Below are 20,062 nucleotides of genomic sequence, written 5' to 3'. Positions count from 1 at the left end.
GTTTTTATAGGTTTATTTATTATTTGTAATCATTATCTTTGAATATTTTGAGAAAGATAATTTAAGAGACTCTTGACATCCTAAATTTTTTTTGAATTGCATCAAGCCAATATTGGGTTCTCCTAAAATAGTTGATGTACCAAGATCAAGGAGTTTAAAAGCTTTTTTCTGAGCATATTCATATATATAATTAGCTAGAAGTGTTATTGGGCTATAATTTTGCATATTATCTATATCACCCCAAGCATAAACATAAAGTATAAAAGGATTAATTACCACACATATACTACTACATACAATTATATCTTTATGAAATACACCAAAGAATTTCATTTTATCGGGAAACGTAGAAACCATTCGCAAAATTTGTTCATACTTCATTGAAAATATGAATCCTCGCCTTATCCTATTTTCTAAGATAACAGAATAAGCTTGATCGTAAACTGAATAATCAAGTTCTTTGGCTGTAAAATCCTCTCTTAAACATTTATTTAACCTTTTTCTATTGCCATGATTAATTTTTGCCGAAAAGCATATATTATCCACGACTAAATTATAATTAAGCTCATGATTTTCAACTACATAGCCCAGTCTTATCATAATATTATAGGTGAGAGAAAATAAAGATGGATTATGACACATAGGTTGCATTATAACTTCTATTTTCTTAGCACCTATAGACCATAAATAATCATCAACAGTTCTAATGAACTGCTCATAAACATTGAAATCGATATTTTCTTGGATTACAAATCCTCCAAATGTTCCTTTTGTTGGACTTTTGAATAAGTCAGAGGCAACTTCTGTAAAATGTATTGTACCCAATACTATCTCAGAATTCTTTTTACATAATTGAAAATAGAAAGCTCGCTCAGTTTGATGGATATAAAAAAAATCAGAAGTATTAAAAATATGATTTGCTACGCTATCGATAAAGTAATTCACCTTAATTTCATATTTCTCATCAATAGGTAAAATAAAGCGTCTGTTCATTATTTTTTATGATTAAAAAATATAAATAACTTACTGTAGCCGTTTTTGGTGCATACTCAACCTCTAAGGCTGTGTTAACTTGTCTTCTTAGTTACTAGCCTTTCGCGGCGATAAATGCTTGAGAAGAAGGAAAGCCTTACTTCCCCATTTTCTTTTTCACATCTGCCAAAACAGTCTTATAATCTTGCCTTTCGGGGTGCAACTTCACCAGCTTCTCCAAAGGTTCCATCGCACCTTTAGCATCCTTCAATTGCAACCGCAGCAAAGACAGTTTCTCTAAAGCAAGTTGGTTTTCTGGTTCCCGTTGTAAAACCAACTCGTAACCCCGCACCTGTTGCTGTAATACAGACTCAGGAGAAATAGACGCGGTTATTGGCTGAGTTTGATTAGCATGTTGGATTGCTGGAATGATTGCAAACGCTGTAGAACCAAAAAACGAGAACATCGACACTATCGTGACAATCTTTTGTCGCCGCTGAATCTGCTTTTTGCGGGAAATTAGGTATTCTTCATCTGAACCAGCCATGCCTCACATGCTTGCTGTGGTAAATACTGAGGTATCAGCAAGCCTCCCGTTCTGAGGATACCCACTTGCTCAACATAAACTAACATCTTGGCTAGAAATTTTTTACACAAAATTCAAATGCTGACTTTGACGACGAGAGAACTTTATGGTAATCCATGCTGTAACGACAATTTTGCCATGCGTCGTTTACCGCCGTAGGCATTGCCTTCATACTTCAAAGTAAAACCCTACAGGTCTTATTCTCTGAGCAAAACATTAAAATTATATGAAGATTTGCGATGATTCTGCCTAATGTCCAGATGTTTGCGATATTCTAAATAACGTTTAAAGAAACAGTAGAAATCTCTACTCCATTGCAAATTTCCCTGACAGTCAAAAATTTTCAAACTAGCCCGTGTCTGATGGGTCGTTCAACAAGCACACATATTTTTTGTGATTCAAACAAATAAAATTTTCCCAGTCGTCCTTAGTCATACTACTTAGTGCAACTTCCCAGACGACTAATTATTTTGGCCAGCGTTCACAATAGATATCTTACGAAAGGTAGTGTTGCACTCTTGTGGAAAAAGGTAAGGGTAAAGAGGAAAAAGAAAAGGAAAACAGAAACATCCCTTACCCTCTTTATCCCTCAACTCATCCTGCTAAACCTTTGTCTAGTTTCTGTAAAAAGTTCAAGGACTGCTTGGTGAAATTGGAGTTTTGTGGTGGTAATTACCGTACAAAACCGAATTTACCAGTAACTTAGTGGAGTTTGTTATGGTATAGTTAGAAAGTTAAGACTGGCTTTGCCAAAATTACACTACTCTACGGGCCGGCAACAATTGCAGAATGGGAAGCAGTTTTAATTAAGCATTTACCAACAAAATCAGAATTCAATCGAGGTTATGACTCAGCAAGTGATTCACCCAATGGTGAAATTGCAGCGCAACGTGCAATCACTCATAGAATCGAATATTATCAAGCCAAGCGATAGCATCTGGAAAATCGCTTTGCTCTATGGTAATGAATGGCAGCACTGGAAACAAGAACTGCTTGACTTTGGCTTTAGTATGCAAGACCCAGTTAGCGAATTGCTAGCTGTAGAAACTTGGGATGAGGAATAGGGAATAGTAATTTTTTTTAATATTCATTACTCCCTTACTGCCCACTCTCTAAACTTTGCAGGCAGCTAACGCCGCAGCTAATTCTTTTGCCGTTTGATAGCGATCGCGTGGCAATGGTTCTGTAACGCGATCAATCACATCTCTTAATTGGGAGCTAATGGTGGGAACTTTTGCCACATCAAACCTGAAGTTTCGCCCCCGCTGGCGGTAATACTTGAATGGGTTTTCGCCTGTGAGCAAAAAAATCAGCGTTGGTCCAACTGCATACAAATCAGATTGAGTTAAAGGTTGTCCTCGTTCTTGTTCAGGAGCGCAGTAGCCTTCTGCACCAATTCGAGTACCGGGCGCTGTACCAATTTCCTTAACTGCGCCAAAATCTAGTACCACTATGCGATTTATCGAACCTCGCACCATTAAGTTGGCGGGTTTAATGTCGCGGTGAATCAGTGGAGGCTCTTGGCTATGAAGATATTCTAAAATATCGCAGGTTTGGATCATCCAGGTGATCGCTTGGTTTGGTGTCACTGGCCCAGTGGTATAGACACGTTTCTCTAAATCTTGTCCGTGGATTAGCTCCATTGCCAAGTATTTTTTTCCGTCTTCTACAAAGAAATCGTAATACTTGGGAATTCCCGGATGGTTAAGGGATTTGAGAGTGTACGCCTCTCGCTCAAATAACTCTTGAGCTTTGGCAATTCTGGCCATATCAGCATTCATTTGCTTCAACACCAGCAGTTTTGGTGTACCCGCAATCAGACCAGCCGCATCCCAAGCCAGATAAGTAGTACCCATCCCTCCTTGTCCGAGAGTTTGCAACACCTGATAATGGCGAATCTTTTGTTGCACTGAGAGAGGTTGACCGCAGTGAATACAAAATAAATTATTTGGTGAGTTGCCTTCGTGCGTGCAAGTGTAGGATAAATTTGCCGGATTTTTTGCTGAGTAAAGTGTCTCGGCGGCGTTTTCTTCTGTCCCTTGTATTTGTTGCGATCGCACACCAGTTTCCAGTACTGTGAGATCCTGAATTTGGAATTGCAGTATTGGGCCTCCCTGGGCCAGTTGCAAAAGGGAATTATCTGGTAATGGACTTTGAATTACAAGGATACCGTTGAGAAAAGTCCCATTTGTACCTTGACTAATCAGCTGCCAAGTACCGCCATTGTTAGGGGAACCAACTTGTCTAAGTTCTAGATGATGCCGCGAAACTAAACTATCAGTTAAAACGACGTGATTATCTGCCGCTCGACCAATCCGAATTATGGAGGAGTTCTCAAAGCACCACTGCTGGAGAGGCGTTTTCTGTTGCGGTTCTAACAGTGTCAGACTAACCACAATACAACCTACAAGTAAATGGATTAGGGATTAGGGATTGGGGATTAGGGATTGGTGATTAGGGTTTGGAGAGTAGAAAAATTATTTCCTAGTTCCCAGTCCCTAGTTCCCAATTCCCAGTCTCCAGCCCCTTAATTTTCAACTTTCCAAATTTGGGCGTACTTTTGCCCGAATTAGTATACCAGTAATGTTGTCATGACCATTGTATTGGTTTGCCAATTCAATTAAGTCTGTAACACCCCGTTCTAAGTTGGCGCCAGAACTAAGTAAGGGTTCTAAGTGAGTCTGCCAGTGGGTTTCTAGTAAATCATTATCTGATAGACCGTCCGATGCTAATAGCAGAAGAGTATCTTCATTGATGTCGAAAAAGCCGACATCAGGACTAATCGAGTTTTCATCACGAGGCCCCAAGGCTTGGGTGAGTTGGTAGGCATCTGGACGGGCGTAAGCTATGCTTGCTTCTACTCCGCGCGTAATTTCCCGTTGGCCAACTTCGTGATCTACTGTGATTTGTTCCAATCCCTGCTTGCGCGTCACGCGATAGAGACGGCTATCTCCTACGTGAGCAACTGCTGCTTGAGTATCTTGAATTAAGAGCATTACTAAAGTTGTACCCATACGCCCAACTCCAGAACGGGCATCTTGTTGGTTGAGCTTGTAAATCGCCTCGTTAGCTAAATACACTGCCTCACGAATGCTATCTTCTGTTGGCAGTTGGTTGGTAATCCAGTGTTCTTGAAAGTATTGCCGTAGGGTGTTGACTGCTAACTCGCTGGCTATCTCGCCGCCAGCGTGTCCACCCATACCATCACAGAGAATATACAAACCATGCCCTTCTAAAACCCGACTTTTGGGAAACTCCAGCTTGTGAATTTTGGTTTCAATGCCAAAGTAATCTTCGTTATGATGACGTTGACGCCCTACATCTGTACGTCCTGCATCTTCTAAGCTACTTAGCTGCATCGCCAGCACAACAGTTGGCAAATCATCAATTTTGCTAATGATATCTTCTGGCTCATCTGATTGTGGGATAGTGGGCACAGCAGTATCTTTCTCCTTTATTGGGGGCAAAGGTGCATTTCCTAGTGCTTCTATTTCAATAGAGATTTCCTCCAAACGCGATCGCAATTGTGCGATCGTCTCAATCTTGCCTGCATCTAAATCCCCCAACATCTGGACTACAGAGCCAAATTGAGTCCTTTGAGACTGTCTAAATAGTGCTTGCCAAACTCGTCCCAAAGCTTGGATAGCTAACGGTTCCTCTGGAATGGCAGATGTTTGGACTTGGGCATCTTCTGGCGACTCCGTAGCGGGTTGGGAATTGGATGATTCCACATACAACCTTTGTAGCGCCAGCGTTTGGTCTTCATCCAATCGCAAATTCGATAATTCTAAAAGGCTTTGACGACAATTTACTGGTTCCAATGCTGCCCATAGTTGGGTCATTTCATAACACCAGTGTAAAATTTTTAACGAACTTGTTGTTTCTTGTTGCCACAGGTCAAGTAAATACTGCCAATTCGAGCGATCTTCGATTATTACTACCTGTATATCATCCTGTTGCCAGGCATCGTGAATCGGCGGTATCCCCGGCTCACCTTGGGATTGTAATGCAATATAAAGTTGGACAAGGTGAGGAATTCCACTTGCTTGTGCTGATGGCGTTAGCAAATCTGATTGCTGATCTCCTAGTATTGCCTCAATTGGTGATATTTGATACGGTTGGCAGTCTAGAACTCTCACACCAACATCAGTAATAGTGTCAGTTTCAGTTTGGGTAGGTAGCGGATCTAACAATTGATAGCGCTCTTGAGAGTCTAAATAGGAGCCTAATGCAATCTGAGAACTAGAGGATAGAGGAGATAAAGAAGATATTTCTCCCTCATCTCCTATATCTTCCACATCCCCCACATCCCCTTCTACTCCCAAAGCTTCGTCAGTCGTTTTCTTAGCAGCAATAATTGCCCAAAACACTGTTCCACATTCCGTGTCACAGTTATGACAACGTAGCGCATTCACAGGTACATCATCAGTACTGCATTCAGGACAGACCTTGTGAGTCAGGGACGTGCCACAGTTTTGACAGAATTTGTTGCTATTGGGGTTTTCAAATTTACACTGAGGGCAAATCAGCATAGTGGAAGTTCCTTTATTCCCGTTCCAAGGTGCTTCTAGCCACTAAGATCCAAGGTGCCACAATTGGCTGTCCCTGACTACAGTAAATTGTAGTTTATCAATAAATTTTGGTGGCAGTATTAATTGTGACGCATATTAGATAAATATTTCATATATTGGCAGCTAATTCCTTATAGATGGGGAAGATGAGAGAGCAGGGGAGCAGGGAGCAGGGGAGCAAGGGAGCAGGGGAGAAGTTGTAGTAAGTAAGTCTTTCCCCTCTGCACCTCTGCCCCTCTGCCCCTCTGCCTTTTTTCAGTGCCCTATCGCCAAGAATCTGGCAATTGTGGAGGTTCCGCGTTAAACCATTTTTGATAAATTTGCTTATAAGTACCATTGGATAACAAAGTCGCTATACGTTTGTTAATTGCATCCAAATGGGGAGAGTCTTTAGGTGTAGCAATCCCGTAGTATTCTTCAGTGAGAAGGTCGGCAACAACTCTGATGCCTTTGAGTTTGCCATTTTTAATCGCATACAAAGTAGCGAAAGCATCGCTAACCACGGCATCTACGTTGCCATTGAGCAAGTCTTGGAAAAATTCTGGGCCAGAATTAAAAGTGCTAATTTTGGCGTTGGGGATAGTTTTGGCAAAATCTGCCCCAGTAGAACCAATTTGGACAGCAATTTTTTTGCCTTTGAGACTGTTGAAGTCTTTAATATTTTGGTTGTCTTCGCGTACAGCGATCGCTAGTCCGGCTTTAAAATAAGGTCGTGAAAAAGCAATTGTTTTCAGGCGTTCAGTGGTAATCGTAATTCCGCTAATTGCAGCATCGACTCTTTTAGCTTGCAAGGCCGATATCATGCCATCAAAGGGCAGACTTTCAAACTGGACTGCGAAACCTGCTACTTTAGCGATACCTGCGGCAGGCTGCGCCAAGGCATTCATCAAATCAATATCAAAACCTTCTAAGTTCCCGCTAGCCGTCTGGATTTCAAAGGGGATAAAGGTGGGATCTGTTGCCACCTTCAGGACTTGAACTCCTGGATTTGTAGTTGGATAAGAATTGTTACAGGCAATGAACAGTAGCAAACAGCCTAAGCTCAGAATTAGCTGCTGCCATTTCAATTTAGCTTTAGTCATTTGTCATTTGTGATTGGGCAAAACAGTTCCGAGTTCTGAGTAAAGAAGTAAAATTCCGCACTCAGCACGGGTTAAACGCCCCGCTATCGGTAAGGGAACCGTTTTGCATTATCTCACTTGTGAGAAATCCAAGGGGTGTAGGAGGTGTGGGAGGATGGGGAAGAAGTCTTACCCCCCACACTCCTCTTCCCCTGAAGCCTACACTATGCGTGAGAAATCCGGGTAAAGTATAGTGGCGGATACAGTTTATCTGAACTTTTGGTCAAGTAAAAAGCTGAGTTTTGCTTGACCATTGTATAAAACTAGTTATTTAGATATTTAAGGAATCCTTTTTAGTTTTTATGAGTAAATAAGATGCGTTTGCCCTGGGAGGGGGATTAGGTTTTTCGTGGGTTTTTCCATGAGGTGAAAAGTCAGTGTTTATGTAAGGTTTCGACAGAAGGCACTATTCGTCCTGCCTCCTGCCTCTCTTGTTAAGATTTTCATAGACAGTATGAATTTCTCCTCGCTATGTTACGACTAACTGAAGTAAAGCTCCCGCTCGATCATCCTGAAGATGAGATTAAGACTGCCATCCTCAAAAAGCTGCAAATCACGGACGAAGATTTGATTGGCTATTCGATCTTCAAGCGTAGCTACGATGCCCGTAAGAAAGGAGAGATCGCTCTTGTTTATATTCTTGATGTAGAAACGACTCAGGAAACTCATCTACTCAAGCGCCTGAAAAAAGATCCTCATGTGATGGTTACGCCAGACATGAGTTATCGCCCAGTGGCAAAAGCATCGAGCAATTTGAAAATTCGCCCCATCGTTATTGGTACTGGGCCTTGTGGCTTGTTTGCAGGTTTGATGTTGGCACAAATGGGGTTCCGTCCGATCATTTTAGAACGTGGCAAAAAAGTTCGCGATCGCACCGTTGATACTTTTGGCTTTTGGAAAAAAAAATCAGACTTCAACCCCGAATCTAATGCCCAATTTGGCGAAGGCGGGGCGGGTACATTTTCTGATGGCAAACTCTACAGTCAGGTTAAAGATCCTCAGCACTATGGGCGCAAAGTACTAACCGAACTCGTCAATGCGGGAGCCTCACCAGAAATTCTCTACATCAACAAACCGCATATCGGCACATTCAAACTGGTGGGAATCGTCCAAAGTATGCGCGCCAAAATCGAATCCCTTGGCGGCGAAATTCGCTTTGAAAGCCGGGTGGAAGATATCAACATCGAAAATGGACAAGTGCGGGGAGTCACCCTCGCCAGTGGGGAATATATCGCCAGCGATTATGTAGTTCTCGCAGTAGGGCACAGCGCCCGTGATACCTTCCAAATGCTATTTGAACGCGGAGTTTACATCGAGCCGAAGCCTTTTTCCATCGGCTTTCGGGTCGAACATCCCCAGACTCTCATCGACAAATGTCGTTTCGGCGCTCAAGCTGGTCATAAGCTTTTAGGTGCTGCCGATTACAAACTAGTTCACCACTGTCAAAATGGCCGTTCCGTCTATAGTTTTTGTATGTGTCCGGGGGGATTGGTAGTTGCAGCCGCATCAGAACCGGGGCGACTTGTCACCAATGGGATGAGCCAATACTCTCGCAATGAGCGTAATGCCAATAGTGCGATCGTTGTGGGCATCACTCCCGAAGATTATCCGGGAAATGCCTTAGCAGGGATTGACTTTCAACGGCGCTTGGAAGAACAGGCTTTTGAGTTGGGCGGTGGAACTTATGAAGCTCCAGGGCAGTTGGTGGGTGACTTTCTCAACCATCGCCCCTCGACAACATTGGGCACTGTTAAACCGTCTTATACACCGGGGGTACATTTGGGCGATCTGAGTGAAAGTTTACCAGATTATGCGATCGCCGCCATCCGCGAAGCCCTTCCCGCTTTTGACAAACAAATTAAAGGTTTTGCAATGGATGATGCCGTGTTGACTGGAGTGGAAACCCGCACGTCATCACCGATTCGGATTAAACGCAAAGAGGATTATCAGAGTTTAAATACAGTCGGTCTTTACCCAGCTGGTGAAGGCGCGGGATACGCAGGGGGAATCCTCTCAGCTGGTATCGATGGCATTAAGGTAGCGGAGGCGGTAGCTTTAAGTATTTTGCAGAATTGCGTAGTTTAAATTTAAAAAGTTTTTGCAACACAACTCGCATGGGCGTTGTGATGCCACTCAATGGACTTGCGACAGAGTTTGATAGTCTGTGTAGCCATGTTCGCTACCACCATAGAACGTTCTGACATCACCTTTGCTCAGGGGGGCATTGAGCCGTAGCCGCTCCACTAAGTCAGGGTTAGAGATGAACAGTCGCCCGAAAACTATGGCATCAGCCCGCCTGCTTGTAATTGCTTCATCACCTCGTTGTCGATCAAACCCACCCACAGCTATCAGTGTTCCTTGGTAAACGGAACGTAGGAGATCGATAGGGTTAAACTTCGGTGCAGTTCCTCTGGCGTAACCTCGGTCATACCCCACGTGCAAGTATGCCAAACCCAATGGACTGAGTGCTTTTGCTACATAAGTGTAAGTTTCGGCAGGATCGTCATCAAATGTGTCATTGACTGTGAAGCCGGGGGCAATCTTGACCCCAATCCTCTCCGCTCCCCGGACGCTACACAGAGCATTGACTACTTCGAGCGTGAAGCGAGTTCGATTTTCCAATGTGCCACCATAGGCATCTGTGCGTTTGTTGGAGCTACTGACTTGGAACTGGTTGGGTAGATATCCTGTTGCTGCATGAAGTTCCACACCATCAAAACCTGCTTCAATAGAGAGTTCTGCCGCTCTGCGGTACTCTTCTACTATTTCGGGTATTTCGTCCAACTCCAACGGACGGGGTATCTCGAAAGGGACTTTGCCATCCCAAACGTGAACTTCTTCGGACACCACCGGGATAGCCGAAGGTGCGATCGGTCGGACATGGTTAGGTAATAGGGAGGAGTGCGACACCCGTCCAGCGTGCATCAGTTGCACAAATATCCGACCTCCAGCAGCATGAACTGCATCTGTAACTTTTCGCCAGCCTGCAACCTGCTCCTGGTTGTGCAACCCAGGACAGGTTGTGTAACCTCGCCCCATTGGACTTGGATGCGTCCCTTCCGTAATAATGAGTCCCGCCGAAGCTCGCTGGGTGTAGTATTCGACCATTGGGGGGGTAGGTACACACTCAGTAGTTGCCCGGAGACGGGACATCGGAGACATGATGATGCGGTTGGGAAGGTCAAGCGAACCTAGTCTAACTGGCGCGAACAGTCCTGATTTTTCTGGCATTGGCATTTTTCCTCTTCTAGAATCAGGGCGATAGCGAGTCCACGTACTCTTACAGAGAAGCAAGCTATGCGTAGCGTCTCATAGAGGGCCTCTACCTGCGGCGGTAAACTACGCTCCACCGACAACCATCAATAATACTGCCCTACAGATAACTTCAGGGTAACTGAATCTGAAACGCTGACAAATAGCTCTGATCAATTGCCTCTACAGATCGCCTTGCTGCATCACTATTTATTATATGAAAAGCTTGCATATAATCTTTATTCTTAATGACGACAAATAGAGCATTACAGCCAAGGGCGAACGAGCGTCACGAGCGTCTTGATTCTGAATTCTGAATTCTGAATTCTGAATTCTGGATTCTGAATTCTGGATTCTTCTTCAACTGGTATTGCCAATATCAATATTTAATATCAAGCCCCACCTAGATATTTTCGAGGCAGGGCTTTTGCTTTTAGGGCTAGAGTCAATATGCAATCATGCATCAAGTGCGATGGCGTACACGCCCTTTCCGGTGGCGATCGCACTGGGGAATTTAGCCGAACGTTAAAGCTGGTTCTTCACAGAAGTTAAATACGGCTGACTCACTTTCTGATTCATCTTCAAATACAGCAGATATGTACCATTCACAAGGCGAATCATTCGTATATTCAGCCCAAGCAATTGTTACTGTTTCACCCGATGGAATCCCTGAATCGCTCAAGGTAAATGAAGCCCACTCTTCGTCATCGACAGATACCCATAACTCTGTAATTGCTTGTTCGGTATCATTGGTAACGGTAAACGTGAATTGGTCTGACATAAATAGCCCCTTAGCTATAAATAAATTGCAGGTTGTCAGTCACCGATTATACTGTCACCTTTTTAGAAATAATTTTATGCTAGATGCCAAAATATAAGCTCAGAGAAGCTTTGAAGCTTTTTTTCGCTAAAGTTAAATTTCTTAAAGAGTGTTATAAATCTCACAGTCTCAGATTGAGCCTATAGTAAGATACCCAATGCCATTAGTCATTGGTGCTAATGACTAATGACAAAAAAGGCAGGAGTTAGGAGGCAGAAGGCAGGAGGTTTGGAGTATCAATTGAAACTAAAGTTGCAGGGTCTAAAGCCCAGTTCATAACTACTTCTTGTGGGGTGGGCATCTTGCCCGCCATATAAACTGGGCGGGCGAGACGCCCACCCCACAATATTGGGTAATTTATATCTTGGAAGTCCCTTAATACAGTTCATATTTCATTAACTGACAAGGCAACGTTCCGTTGTACACGGCAATTCGCTGGGATGATTTTAGTCCAATGGATTGAGACAGTTCCTTGTTGCCACTCAGCACAAACGCAGTCCAGCCTTTGAAACGTTGTTTCAGCACATCGCCCAAAAGTTTATAGAACGCCCCTAAATCACTATCTCGTCCCAGCCGTTCACCATAAGGCGGATTGCAGAATAAAATCCCACTATCTGCGGGGGCGACAACATCAGCAAGTTCCATTTGAGAAAACCATACATGGTTATCAACGCCGCAGTTTTCAGCATTGTTAATCGCTTGCTCAATTATATTTTCATCGCGATCGCTTCCCCAAATAGGCGCAGGTAGGGTATCTATTTGGCTGTTCTTAGCTTCTTGGAGCAGTTTTTCTAAAAGGGACAAATCAAAATCGAGCCAATTTTCAAATCCAAAGGATTCACGAAATAGCCCTGGTGCGATGTTAAGTGCCTTTAAGCTAGCTTCTAGTGGTAAAGTGCCAGATCCACAGAGAGGATCGTAAAACATCTGGTTTGGCTGCCAACCCGAAAGCTGAATGAGGGCAGCAGCTAGAGATTCCTTAAGAGGGGCTACTCCAACCGCAGGACGGTAGCCTCGGCGATGCAGACTATTTCCAGAACTATCGAGTTTAACGGTACAAAAATCACGTTCAATATGAACATTGACCCGCACATCTGGGTCATGAAGTTCCACATTTGAACGCTCACCCAGATTTTCTTTCTGTTGGTCAACGATCGCATTTTTGACTTGTAGAGATGTGAAGTGGCTGTGGTTGAGGCGCTCGTTTTTGCCCGTGACATTCACCGCCAACGTCATGTCTGGCGTGAGATAGTTTTGCCAATCGATAGCCTGAATGCCGCGATAGAGATCCTTAGCATCAAGGCATGGAAACTCATGGATATGCACCAAAATGCGGAACGGCAGTCTAGCCCAGAGGTTGACGCGATAAAGTAAAGTGCGATCGCCCTCAAAAGCTACACCACAAAATCCTGGCTCTACGGAATGGGCACCCAGTTGCTCTAACTCCTGAGCCGCCAGGGTTTCTAATCCGCGAGCAACCGTTGCAAAATAATTCATAATTCGTAATTAATGGCTATTAGTAACTCAAATTCTTTTAGTCCACGGAGTTGGACTTTGCTTGTGTAGTTGCGAATTTTATTCGCCTAATACTAGAAATTTCTATAATCAATCATTGTTTGGCGATAAGCATCTGGCAAGCCTGTATCAAAACACTTTCCTTTAACAACATATCCTGTCATTCCTTCTTCCTGACGCAATCTTTCCAGACACGATGTTAACTGAAATTCACCTCGTTCTCGGAAATTTTGATTGATATGTTCTGCTAGAAAATCAAAAATTTTCGGCGTCAGTAAATATAAGCCAAATATACCTAAAAAATGATTTTCTGCCATTCCCTCTACACTCAGATTTTCTCGTGCATACTCGATACTAGGCTTTTCATAGAGTTGTGTAACCGACAAAATCGAGTTTAACTCTTGCCAAATTCCTGTTACACATCCAGCTTTATGAATAATTTCTGCTGGCATTGTAGTTAAGCCAATAACGTTTTGATTAACTTGTTCGTAAACATCTAAAACTTGACTAGCACAAGATTTTTCAATATCAGATGCATAAATATGGTCGCCCAGCATGAGTAAAAATGGCTCATTTTGCACCCAATCTTTGGCACAAAATACCGCATGGCCATAGCCCAATTGTTCCTTTTGTAATAAAATGGTAATTCTGCTACCTAAATCTTCAAGATATCGGCTATATTCTTGATTTTGCGGTGAAAGTTTATCTAAAAGTTCTTTTTTAGGTGGGTTTTTCAATAAATCTTCAAAGATTTCTTTGTCATCTGGCTGCACCACAATCCCTACTTCTGCAATTCCAGCACTAATTGCCTCTTCAATAATTGCGAGAATCACAGGTTTTGCCCTACCATCTCGATCGATAATCGGGAAAAGTTCTTTTTTCACAACCTTGGTAGCTGGAAACAAACGAGTACCGAAACCAGCTACCGGAATCACAGCTTTTCTAACTTTATTTTTTTGCATAAATGCATCGTCACCCCAACTTTTCAAACAATTCCGCCAACACCACATTAGAAAACAAAAAGCCTTGGGGATCAATCAAACGCAACCTTCCCTCTGCAATTTCTACCCAACCATTCTCAAAATATTCTTGCAAACACTGGCAAATTTCCTCCACCTTCTCTTCGCCAAACGCCTCCGCCAACGCTGCCAAACTCACACCCTCCGCTAAACGCAACCCCAACATTAACGTTTCTAACAATACTTCCTTTGGGGGAGTCACATCACAATCAATCGCACCGCCAGCTTGCACCCACTGGTAATACTCCTTCGTTTTGCGCGGACGAGTGAAGCGTTTGCCCTCAACATAACTCGCCGCACCCATACCAAAGCCGTAATAAGGGCGATTTTCCCAATAAACTCGATTATGCCGACACTGATAACCAGGTTGAGCATAATTAGAAATTTCATAATGCTCATAACCTGCGCTAGTTAAAACCTGCTGCCCCATCTGGTACATTTTGACTGTGGCTTCATCCGTAGGCAAAGGTGTATCACCTGGTTTGTAGTAACGACCAAAGGCTGTACCTGGCTCAATGGTGAGGTCGTAGATGGAAATGTGAGTGGGTGCGATCGCCACTGCTTTTAAGAGAGAATCCTGCCATTGATCCAAAGACTGATGCGGCAACCCAGAAATTAAGTCTAAGCTAAATATGGGAATCTCGACTTGGTGAATCAGTTCCACAGCTGCAAAAATATCTTCAACTGAGTGCGATCGCCCCGCCTTCTGCAATAATTCTTCTTGAAAGGCTTGTACACCCAAACTTACCCGATTTACGCCTGCACTGTGATAGCCTGCTATATGGGCTAAATCAAAGGTGGCTGGGTCAATTTCCATAGAAATCTCTGCACCAGTTGCAATCCCAAAATGCTTTTGTAGCTCTCTCAGTATACGTTGTAGCTGCTCTGTTGATAGCAGTGAAGGAGTACCACCACCGAAGAAAATTGTCTTCAGGGGTTGACCAAATGCTGGTGTCATGGCAATTTCTTGACATAGCACCTCAACATATTGGGAGATAGTACCAGATGTTTCGCCCCGCAAGCGATCGCCCACAACTGACACCGGGAAATCACAATAAAAGCACCGCCGTCTGCAAAAAGGAATGTGCAGATAAGCAGAACTCACAATTCCAGAAATACTAAAATTTTGACTCATTTTGAGAAAGTTTGGAGTTAACCCAACTGCAAATTAGAGACAATAAAAATGAGGTAACAATTCAGGAGCCAATATCCAGGAGCCAGAATAATCCCAAAATCAAGCGTGCAATAACTTCTTGATTTTATTAAACTTATTAAGCTTGGGTATCAAAGTCTTCTTAATTCTGACTTCTGGATTCTGAATTCTGAATTCTTAAAAAATGAGTAGTTTATTTACAAATTTTTGTCGTTTTACAAAGAAACAATGAAAAATATTAAGATAAGAGCCTTTAGTTATAATAATTGCAGATATTGTCAGCCTAAACCCTTAGTGTAAGTCAATATTCATTAGTCTATCTTACCGATACAATAAAAAATACTTAACTGGATCGGTGAACACAGTTGTAGGAAAACAAGACAACCATGCTTGACGCAATTATCATTTTCTCATTTATCCTCGCAGCGTCGGGAATAGGGTTCTACAGCATTGAACTACTACCCAATGGGGCGCTAGATCAGGTAACGAATCTAGAAGCTTTACGCTTAGTTGTTGCCGTCTTTGCCGCTATTATTGGTGGTGCGATCGGGCTGAGTTTCCAAACGACATATCGTCGCTTGGAGGCACAAGTCAAAGAAATGCCTCTAGAAGTAATTTTAACGCGTGCGATCGGCTTAGTGATTGGGCTATTGTTAGCTAACCTCATGCTAGCCCCACTATTTTTACTACCCATCCCGGCGGATTTTGGATTTATTAAGCCATTGGTGGCAGTTGTCGGCAGTATTATTCTCTCCGTCACTGGTATGAATTTAGCAGACACCCACGGGCGGGGCTTATTGCGGTTCATTAATCCCAACACCGTCGAATCGATGGTAGTGGAAGGAACGCTAAAACCAGCCAATACCAAAGTTTTAGATACTAGCTGTATTATTGATGGTCGTATTGAAGCCTTACTAGAAACTGGGTTTTTAGAAGGACAAATTCTCGTACCGCAGTTTGTCTTGCAAGAACTCCAACAAGTAGCCGATGCTAGCAAAGATCAAAAACGGGTGCGAGGAAGACGAGGACTAGAAATTCTCAATCGCATTAAAGAAGATTACCCCGATCGCATCCTGATTAATGGAGTTGACTACGACGATATTCCCACAGTAGATGCCAAGTTGGTGCGCTTCGCCCAAGAAATCAGCGGTACACTGCTAACCAACGACTACAACTTATCTAAAGTCGCCAGTGTTCAGAAAGTACCAGTTTTGAACGTAAATGATTTAGTGAACGCCGTGCGTCCTAGTTATTTACCTGGTGACAACCTGGATTTAAAAATCCTCAAGGAAGGCAAAGAACCAAGTCAAGGTATCGGCTACTTAGACGACGGCACAATGGTAGTCGTTGAAGAAGGCAGCAATTATGTGGGTGGTGAACTGCGAGTAGTAGTTACCAGTGCTTTGCAAACCACAGCAGGAAGAATGATTTTTGCCAAACCCCAAGCTTCAGCATTGGCGTGAGGTAAATATCCGGTGCAATTAAATATAAATTGTCCAATCGGTGCAGGTTGACTGCACCGATTATTTATTTGGATTCATCAGACTCAGTTATCTGTAAATACTGTTATTTTTCCATTACATAGTTTTGAAACCAAACTCCCCGCAGTTCTACTTGTTGTTCCCTTACTATGCTAAATCCCTTGTTTTCAAAAAATGGCTTCGCAGTAATACTCGCTTCTGTATATAGCCGTTTAATTCCTTCTAATTTTGCAGTATCTTCTATATGACTTAAGAGTTTTGAGCCAATACCCTTTCTTTGGTATTTGCTATGGCAATAAAAACAATCAATATGACCATCTGGTTCTAATTCTGCAAACCTAACTATCTCACCATTATTGTCAGCAATGTAGGGAAGCTTGGCTTGTAATCTTTTGTACCAAACTTCATAATCCATATTTTCAGGTGCCCAAGTATTGACTTGTTCTTGAGTGTAATCGTAAATATTGATTTCATGAATTGTATCGTAGAACAGTTTCATGATTGCCTTGGTATCAGATAGTCTATATCTCCTGATTAACATATTGAAGCCTAATTTTCATAAATCTCTAACGGCAAATTATCTGGATCTTTAAAAAAAGTAAATTTTTTACCTGTAATTTCGTCAATTCTGATATTCTCTGTTTCTACACCTTGCGAGTTTAAGTAAAAAACAGTTTCCTCTATATTATCAACTTTAAAAGCAAGATGTCTTAAACCACAAGCCTCTGGATTACTAAATCTTTGCGGAGGATTTGGGAAAGAGAATAACTCTATTTGAGCATTTTCTGCAACTCGTAAATCTAATTTATAAGAATTTCTCTCAGCGCGAAAAGTTTCTTGAATAATCGAAAAGCCTAAAGTTTCGACATAAAATTTTTTGGAGCGATCGTAGTCAGAACAAATAATAGCTACATGATGAATACCAGTGGTTTTCATGTGTAATTCTCAATATATTGGCGTGGCAATTAAAAAAGCTTATGGCTTTCTTAAAACTTTATATTTAATAAGCTTTATATTGAAATAATCTAGATTTCCGTTACTCGGTGCATTGGTTTGGTTGGCTTTTCAGTGGTGATCAGTTGATCAGCTTTAATTTGCAGAGCAGCGGCCACATGAAGTGCATCCATCGCAGCTAAACCATAAGTACAGGCAATTTCAGAAGCATTCTGTATAATTTGCTCTAAGTCAGTTGGCCAGTGCATGACAGCACTAAAAAATGTTTCGTAAAATTCTGCTTCGTCTTGTTGCTTGTTAAAAGTTGCTTTAGGCAAGACTTCTAACTGAACGAAGCGACTTGAGGCAAACTCCAGATTTTCATCGTTAAGAATTTGATTCGCTCTGATGCTGACTGACTGAATGCCACAGAAAGCGCTGATCAGTACACCAGAGTCTATGTACGTCTTCATTACGACTCACGGAATCCACCGCGACGTGCAGCAAGTTCAAGTTCAATTTCGTCTTCGTTGAGAAGTTGCAATCCAGCAGCGATCGCTCGTTGTCGGATCGACCATAATTTTTTGGCTAAGGGTGTTTGTGGCACAAAATCAGATTCGGTGGGTGTTGTTTCTGGCTCAGATTTAAGTAGTTCAACAAACTCCAAAACTTTTTGTTGCTTTTGGGGTGTGAGTTCTCGCCAGTGTTCAAGTAGTTCAACTTCATTACCCATAAGTACAACGCTCGTGAATGATTTTTCTATTTTAGTGGCACAAGCCTTATTTCCTGTTCCCTGCTATAAAATTTTGCTTGGAGTAGAATCGTCTTTTATCAACTTGGCATGAAACAATATACATTGACGATGATTTTCGCAAGGAGCTAGAGTTACTTCCATGAAATTAGATCGCATTACCAGCAATCTCAATCGCATGAATGGACAACCCTCTATTCGTAATCTTCGGCTTACCGTTCGTCGGGTGATTGAGTTATTAGCTACCTACCCTAATCGTGAAGAATTGCTTCAGGAGTTTCCCGAATTAGAAGATGAAGATATTCAGCAAGCCTTAATTTTTGCATCGTCCTACTTGAGCGATCGCTATTCCTGTGAGTCGTGATAGGCGATCGCCTCAATTATCTATCTGCTAAAGGCTTTGCGGTATGCGATCGCATCAACAATCTATCTCCTGAAGGCGATCACTATTCCTGTGAGTCGTGATTTTTAGGCGTTCGCCTCAACAATCTATCTTTTAAAAGCGATCGCTATTCCTGTGAGTCGTGATTTCTAGGTGATCGCTCTTTTGCTCTTATATATATCGTATATTAGGTATTGGAGCCTAGATCAAATGTCTAGACTTTTAAACTTCATGTAATTACTACAAGAATTTAACCGTGATTACAAATGCTAGTAGCCTTACCCTTGGCGCTCTCCGTCAAACTTTTGGCTTGAGACTAGACTCTAGCGATCGCTTTTTTGATGAATGGTTAAATAATGCGCCGACTCTAACCGAAGCGGAACTACAAGGACTAGATCGCCTCACTCAAAACTATACCTATCTCAGTCAAGAAGAACCACCTCTCGAAGAAATTGTTAAGCTTGTAGTTATATCACCATTGCTAGATTTAGCAGATTTCTATCAGTTTCCTTTTCTGGTAAAAGCAGAAGTAAGTACCAATATCGAAGTTGTAGACGAAGCTAATGCTATTGCAGTTCAAGGCAGGATTGATATTTTGGTGATTCAAGATAGTTTTTGGATTTTGGTAATCGAGTCAAAGCCTGCAAGACTAGACGTTACGGCGGGAATTCCCCAAGCACTTACTTATTTGTTGAGCGCTCCCAACTTACAGTCAAGTTGTTATGCAATGGTTACAAACGGAAGAGAAGTATTGTTTTTGAAATGCGATCGCCACCAAAATGTCCCTCAATATACTCGATCGCATACTTATCGGTTACTTGAAAATACATCAGAACGTATCCAAGTTTTGCAGGGACTTAAACAAATTGGGGCTTATATTGGCGATTTGAGGAGTTAGGCGATCGCTATTCCTATGAGTCGTAATTTTTAGGCGATCGCCTCAATTATCTATCTGCTAAAGGCTTTGCGGTATGCGATCGCTATTCCTGTGAGTCGTGATTTTTGGGCGATCGCTTCAATTATGTAACTGCTAGAGGTTTTGCTGATAACTTAAGAACAAGGAAATAGGCGATCGCGTAACATAGAATTATAACTGACTTCAAAATGGCAAATTATATGCTAGAAGCAAATATACGCGACAACCAAGAGCTTTCTCAGCTAATCCAACAAGCCAACTCTAAGAGGTTGTTTGAAAAGTGTCAGCTTGAGCCTTAAATGCAACTCAGAGAAGCGATCGCTCGTTGTCGGATTTTTTCTATTTTAGGGGCAAAAGCCTTATTTCCTGTTCCTTGCTATAAAATTTTGCTTGGAGTACAATCGTCTCTCATTAACATAAGCTGTCCAATTTTATAAACAACACAAGTATTACCGATTTAACTAACTCCGCAAATGAAAAAACACAGGTATTCTCTAACTATAGCGGTTCTCAGTTGGGTGCAATATAGTAACAGCAGTGAGTGAACCAGCCAATAATGTCTTTTTTAGTTACTGCATTGAGAGCATTTG

At 42.3% G+C, this 20,062-nt stretch carries 20 protein-coding genes; 6 read left to right on the top strand and 14 right to left on the bottom strand.

What is annotated here, in order from left to right; genetic code table 11:
- Positions 1-12 precede the first annotated feature (12 nt).
- Positions 13-993 (bottom strand): hypothetical protein, encoded by a 981-nt coding sequence (locus V7L31_RS22730; RefSeq protein ID WP_334698360.1) that lies wholly within the window; start codon positions 991-993, stop codon positions 13-15.
- A gap of 136 nt (positions 994-1,129) precedes the next feature.
- On the bottom strand, positions 1,130-1,519 hold the full coding sequence (locus V7L31_RS22725) for a tetratricopeptide repeat protein (protein ID WP_334698359.1): 390 nt from the start codon (positions 1,517-1,519) through the stop codon (positions 1,130-1,132).
- Between the two features lie 884 nt (positions 1,520-2,403).
- Between V7L31_RS22725 and V7L31_RS22720 the strand changes: the two genes are divergently transcribed.
- Positions 2,404-2,622 carry a DUF4327 family protein gene (locus V7L31_RS22720; protein WP_012407469.1) on the top strand — a complete coding sequence of 73 codons (219 nt, stop codon included), beginning with the start codon at positions 2,404-2,406 and terminating at the stop codon, positions 2,620-2,622.
- 48 nt (positions 2,623-2,670) lie between these two features.
- Here V7L31_RS22720 and V7L31_RS22715 read toward each other — a convergent pair whose 3' ends face one another.
- The 3 genes from V7L31_RS22715 to V7L31_RS22705 form a co-directional block, all read right to left on the bottom strand.
- Positions 2,671-3,954: a protein kinase domain-containing protein gene (locus tag V7L31_RS22715; RefSeq protein ID WP_334698358.1), complete on the bottom strand. Its 1,284-nt coding sequence runs from the start codon at positions 3,952-3,954 to the stop codon at positions 2,671-2,673.
- A 138-nt stretch (positions 3,955-4,092) separates the two neighbouring features.
- Positions 4,093-6,090, bottom strand: coding sequence for a serine/threonine phosphatase (locus tag V7L31_RS22710; protein WP_334698357.1), 1,998 nt, complete (start codon positions 6,088-6,090; stop codon positions 4,093-4,095).
- A gap of 302 nt (positions 6,091-6,392) precedes the next feature.
- Positions 6,393-7,211 carry a basic amino acid ABC transporter substrate-binding protein gene (locus V7L31_RS22705; RefSeq protein ID WP_334698356.1) on the bottom strand — a complete coding sequence of 273 codons (819 nt, stop codon included), beginning with the start codon at positions 7,209-7,211 and terminating at the stop codon, positions 6,393-6,395.
- 510 nt (positions 7,212-7,721) lie between these two features.
- Between V7L31_RS22705 and V7L31_RS22700 the strand changes: the two genes are divergently transcribed.
- Positions 7,722-9,335, top strand: a complete 1,614-nt coding sequence (locus V7L31_RS22700) for an NAD(P)/FAD-dependent oxidoreductase (protein WP_334698355.1) — start codon at positions 7,722-7,724, stop codon at positions 9,333-9,335.
- A 48-nt stretch (positions 9,336-9,383) separates the two neighbouring features.
- On the opposite strand, the gene V7L31_RS22695 is transcribed toward V7L31_RS22700, so the two are convergent.
- Positions 9,384-10,481, bottom strand: a complete 1,098-nt coding sequence (locus V7L31_RS22695) for an alkene reductase (protein ID WP_334698354.1) — start codon at positions 10,479-10,481, stop codon at positions 9,384-9,386.
- Positions 10,482-10,872: 391 nt separating this feature from the next.
- On the opposite strand from V7L31_RS22695, the gene V7L31_RS22690 reads away from it, so the two are divergent.
- Positions 10,873-11,031, top strand: coding sequence for a hypothetical protein (locus V7L31_RS22690; RefSeq protein WP_334698353.1), 159 nt, complete (start codon positions 10,873-10,875; stop codon positions 11,029-11,031).
- On the opposite strand, the gene V7L31_RS22685 is transcribed toward V7L31_RS22690, so the two are convergent.
- From V7L31_RS22685 to hemW, 4 genes are all read right to left on the bottom strand, one after another.
- Positions 11,017-11,283 carry a hypothetical protein gene (locus tag V7L31_RS22685; protein ID WP_334698352.1) on the bottom strand — a complete coding sequence of 89 codons (267 nt, stop codon included), beginning with the start codon at positions 11,281-11,283 and terminating at the stop codon, positions 11,017-11,019. The two genes, V7L31_RS22690 and V7L31_RS22685, sit on opposite strands and share 15 nt — an antisense overlap.
- Positions 11,284-11,697: 414 nt before the next feature.
- Positions 11,698-12,819 (bottom strand): THUMP domain-containing class I SAM-dependent RNA methyltransferase, encoded by a 1,122-nt coding sequence (locus V7L31_RS22680; RefSeq protein ID WP_334698351.1) that lies wholly within the window; start codon positions 12,817-12,819, stop codon positions 11,698-11,700.
- A gap of 92 nt (positions 12,820-12,911) precedes the next feature.
- Positions 12,912-13,799, bottom strand: a complete 888-nt coding sequence (locus tag V7L31_RS22675) for a UTP--glucose-1-phosphate uridylyltransferase (RefSeq protein ID WP_334698350.1) — start codon at positions 13,797-13,799, stop codon at positions 12,912-12,914.
- A gap of 10 nt (positions 13,800-13,809) precedes the next feature.
- The gene (gene hemW / locus V7L31_RS22670; RefSeq protein ID WP_334698349.1) at positions 13,810-14,991 is read right to left on the bottom strand and encodes a radical SAM family heme chaperone HemW; all 1,182 of its coding nucleotides are present in this window, start codon (positions 14,989-14,991) and stop codon (positions 13,810-13,812) included.
- 404 nt (positions 14,992-15,395) lie between these two features.
- Between hemW and V7L31_RS22665 the strand changes: the two genes are divergently transcribed.
- A complete protein-coding gene (locus V7L31_RS22665) occupies positions 15,396-16,472 on the top strand; it encodes a PIN/TRAM domain-containing protein (RefSeq protein WP_179067375.1) in 1,077 nt (358 codons plus the stop codon).
- Between the two features lie 103 nt (positions 16,473-16,575).
- Here V7L31_RS22665 and V7L31_RS22660 read toward each other — a convergent pair whose 3' ends face one another.
- The 4 genes from V7L31_RS22660 to V7L31_RS22645 form a co-directional block, all read right to left on the bottom strand.
- Positions 16,576-16,989, bottom strand: coding sequence for a GNAT family N-acetyltransferase (locus V7L31_RS22660; protein WP_334698348.1), 414 nt, complete (start codon positions 16,987-16,989; stop codon positions 16,576-16,578).
- A 50-nt stretch (positions 16,990-17,039) separates the two neighbouring features.
- Positions 17,040-17,426, bottom strand: a complete 387-nt coding sequence (gene gloA2, locus V7L31_RS22655) for an SMU1112c/YaeR family gloxylase I-like metalloprotein (RefSeq protein ID WP_334698347.1) — start codon at positions 17,424-17,426, stop codon at positions 17,040-17,042.
- 89 nt (positions 17,427-17,515) lie between these two features.
- The gene (locus V7L31_RS22650) at positions 17,516-17,896 is read right to left on the bottom strand and encodes a type II toxin-antitoxin system VapC family toxin (RefSeq protein ID WP_334698346.1); all 381 of its coding nucleotides are present in this window, start codon (positions 17,894-17,896) and stop codon (positions 17,516-17,518) included.
- The gene (locus V7L31_RS22645; protein WP_334698345.1) at positions 17,896-18,156 is read right to left on the bottom strand and encodes a hypothetical protein; all 261 of its coding nucleotides are present in this window, start codon (positions 18,154-18,156) and stop codon (positions 17,896-17,898) included. Before V7L31_RS22645 ends, V7L31_RS22650 begins: the two co-directional genes overlap by 1 nt.
- Positions 18,157-18,316: 160 nt before the next feature.
- Between V7L31_RS22645 and V7L31_RS22640 the strand changes: the two genes are divergently transcribed.
- Both V7L31_RS22640 and V7L31_RS22635 read left to right on the top strand, forming a co-directional pair.
- Positions 18,317-18,538, top strand: coding sequence for a DUF433 domain-containing protein (locus V7L31_RS22640; RefSeq protein WP_193947828.1), 222 nt, complete (start codon positions 18,317-18,319; stop codon positions 18,536-18,538).
- Between the two features lie 274 nt (positions 18,539-18,812).
- On the top strand, positions 18,813-19,454 hold the full coding sequence (locus V7L31_RS22635) for a type I restriction endonuclease subunit R (RefSeq protein WP_334698344.1): 642 nt from the start codon (positions 18,813-18,815) through the stop codon (positions 19,452-19,454).
- Positions 19,455-20,062 lie beyond the last annotated feature (608 nt).

The sequence above is a fragment of the Nostoc sp. genome (assembly GCF_036916655.1).
Lineage (GTDB): Bacteria > Cyanobacteriota > Cyanobacteriia > Cyanobacteriales > Nostocaceae > Nostoc.
This window is presented reverse-complemented; position numbering and strand designations above follow the sequence as displayed.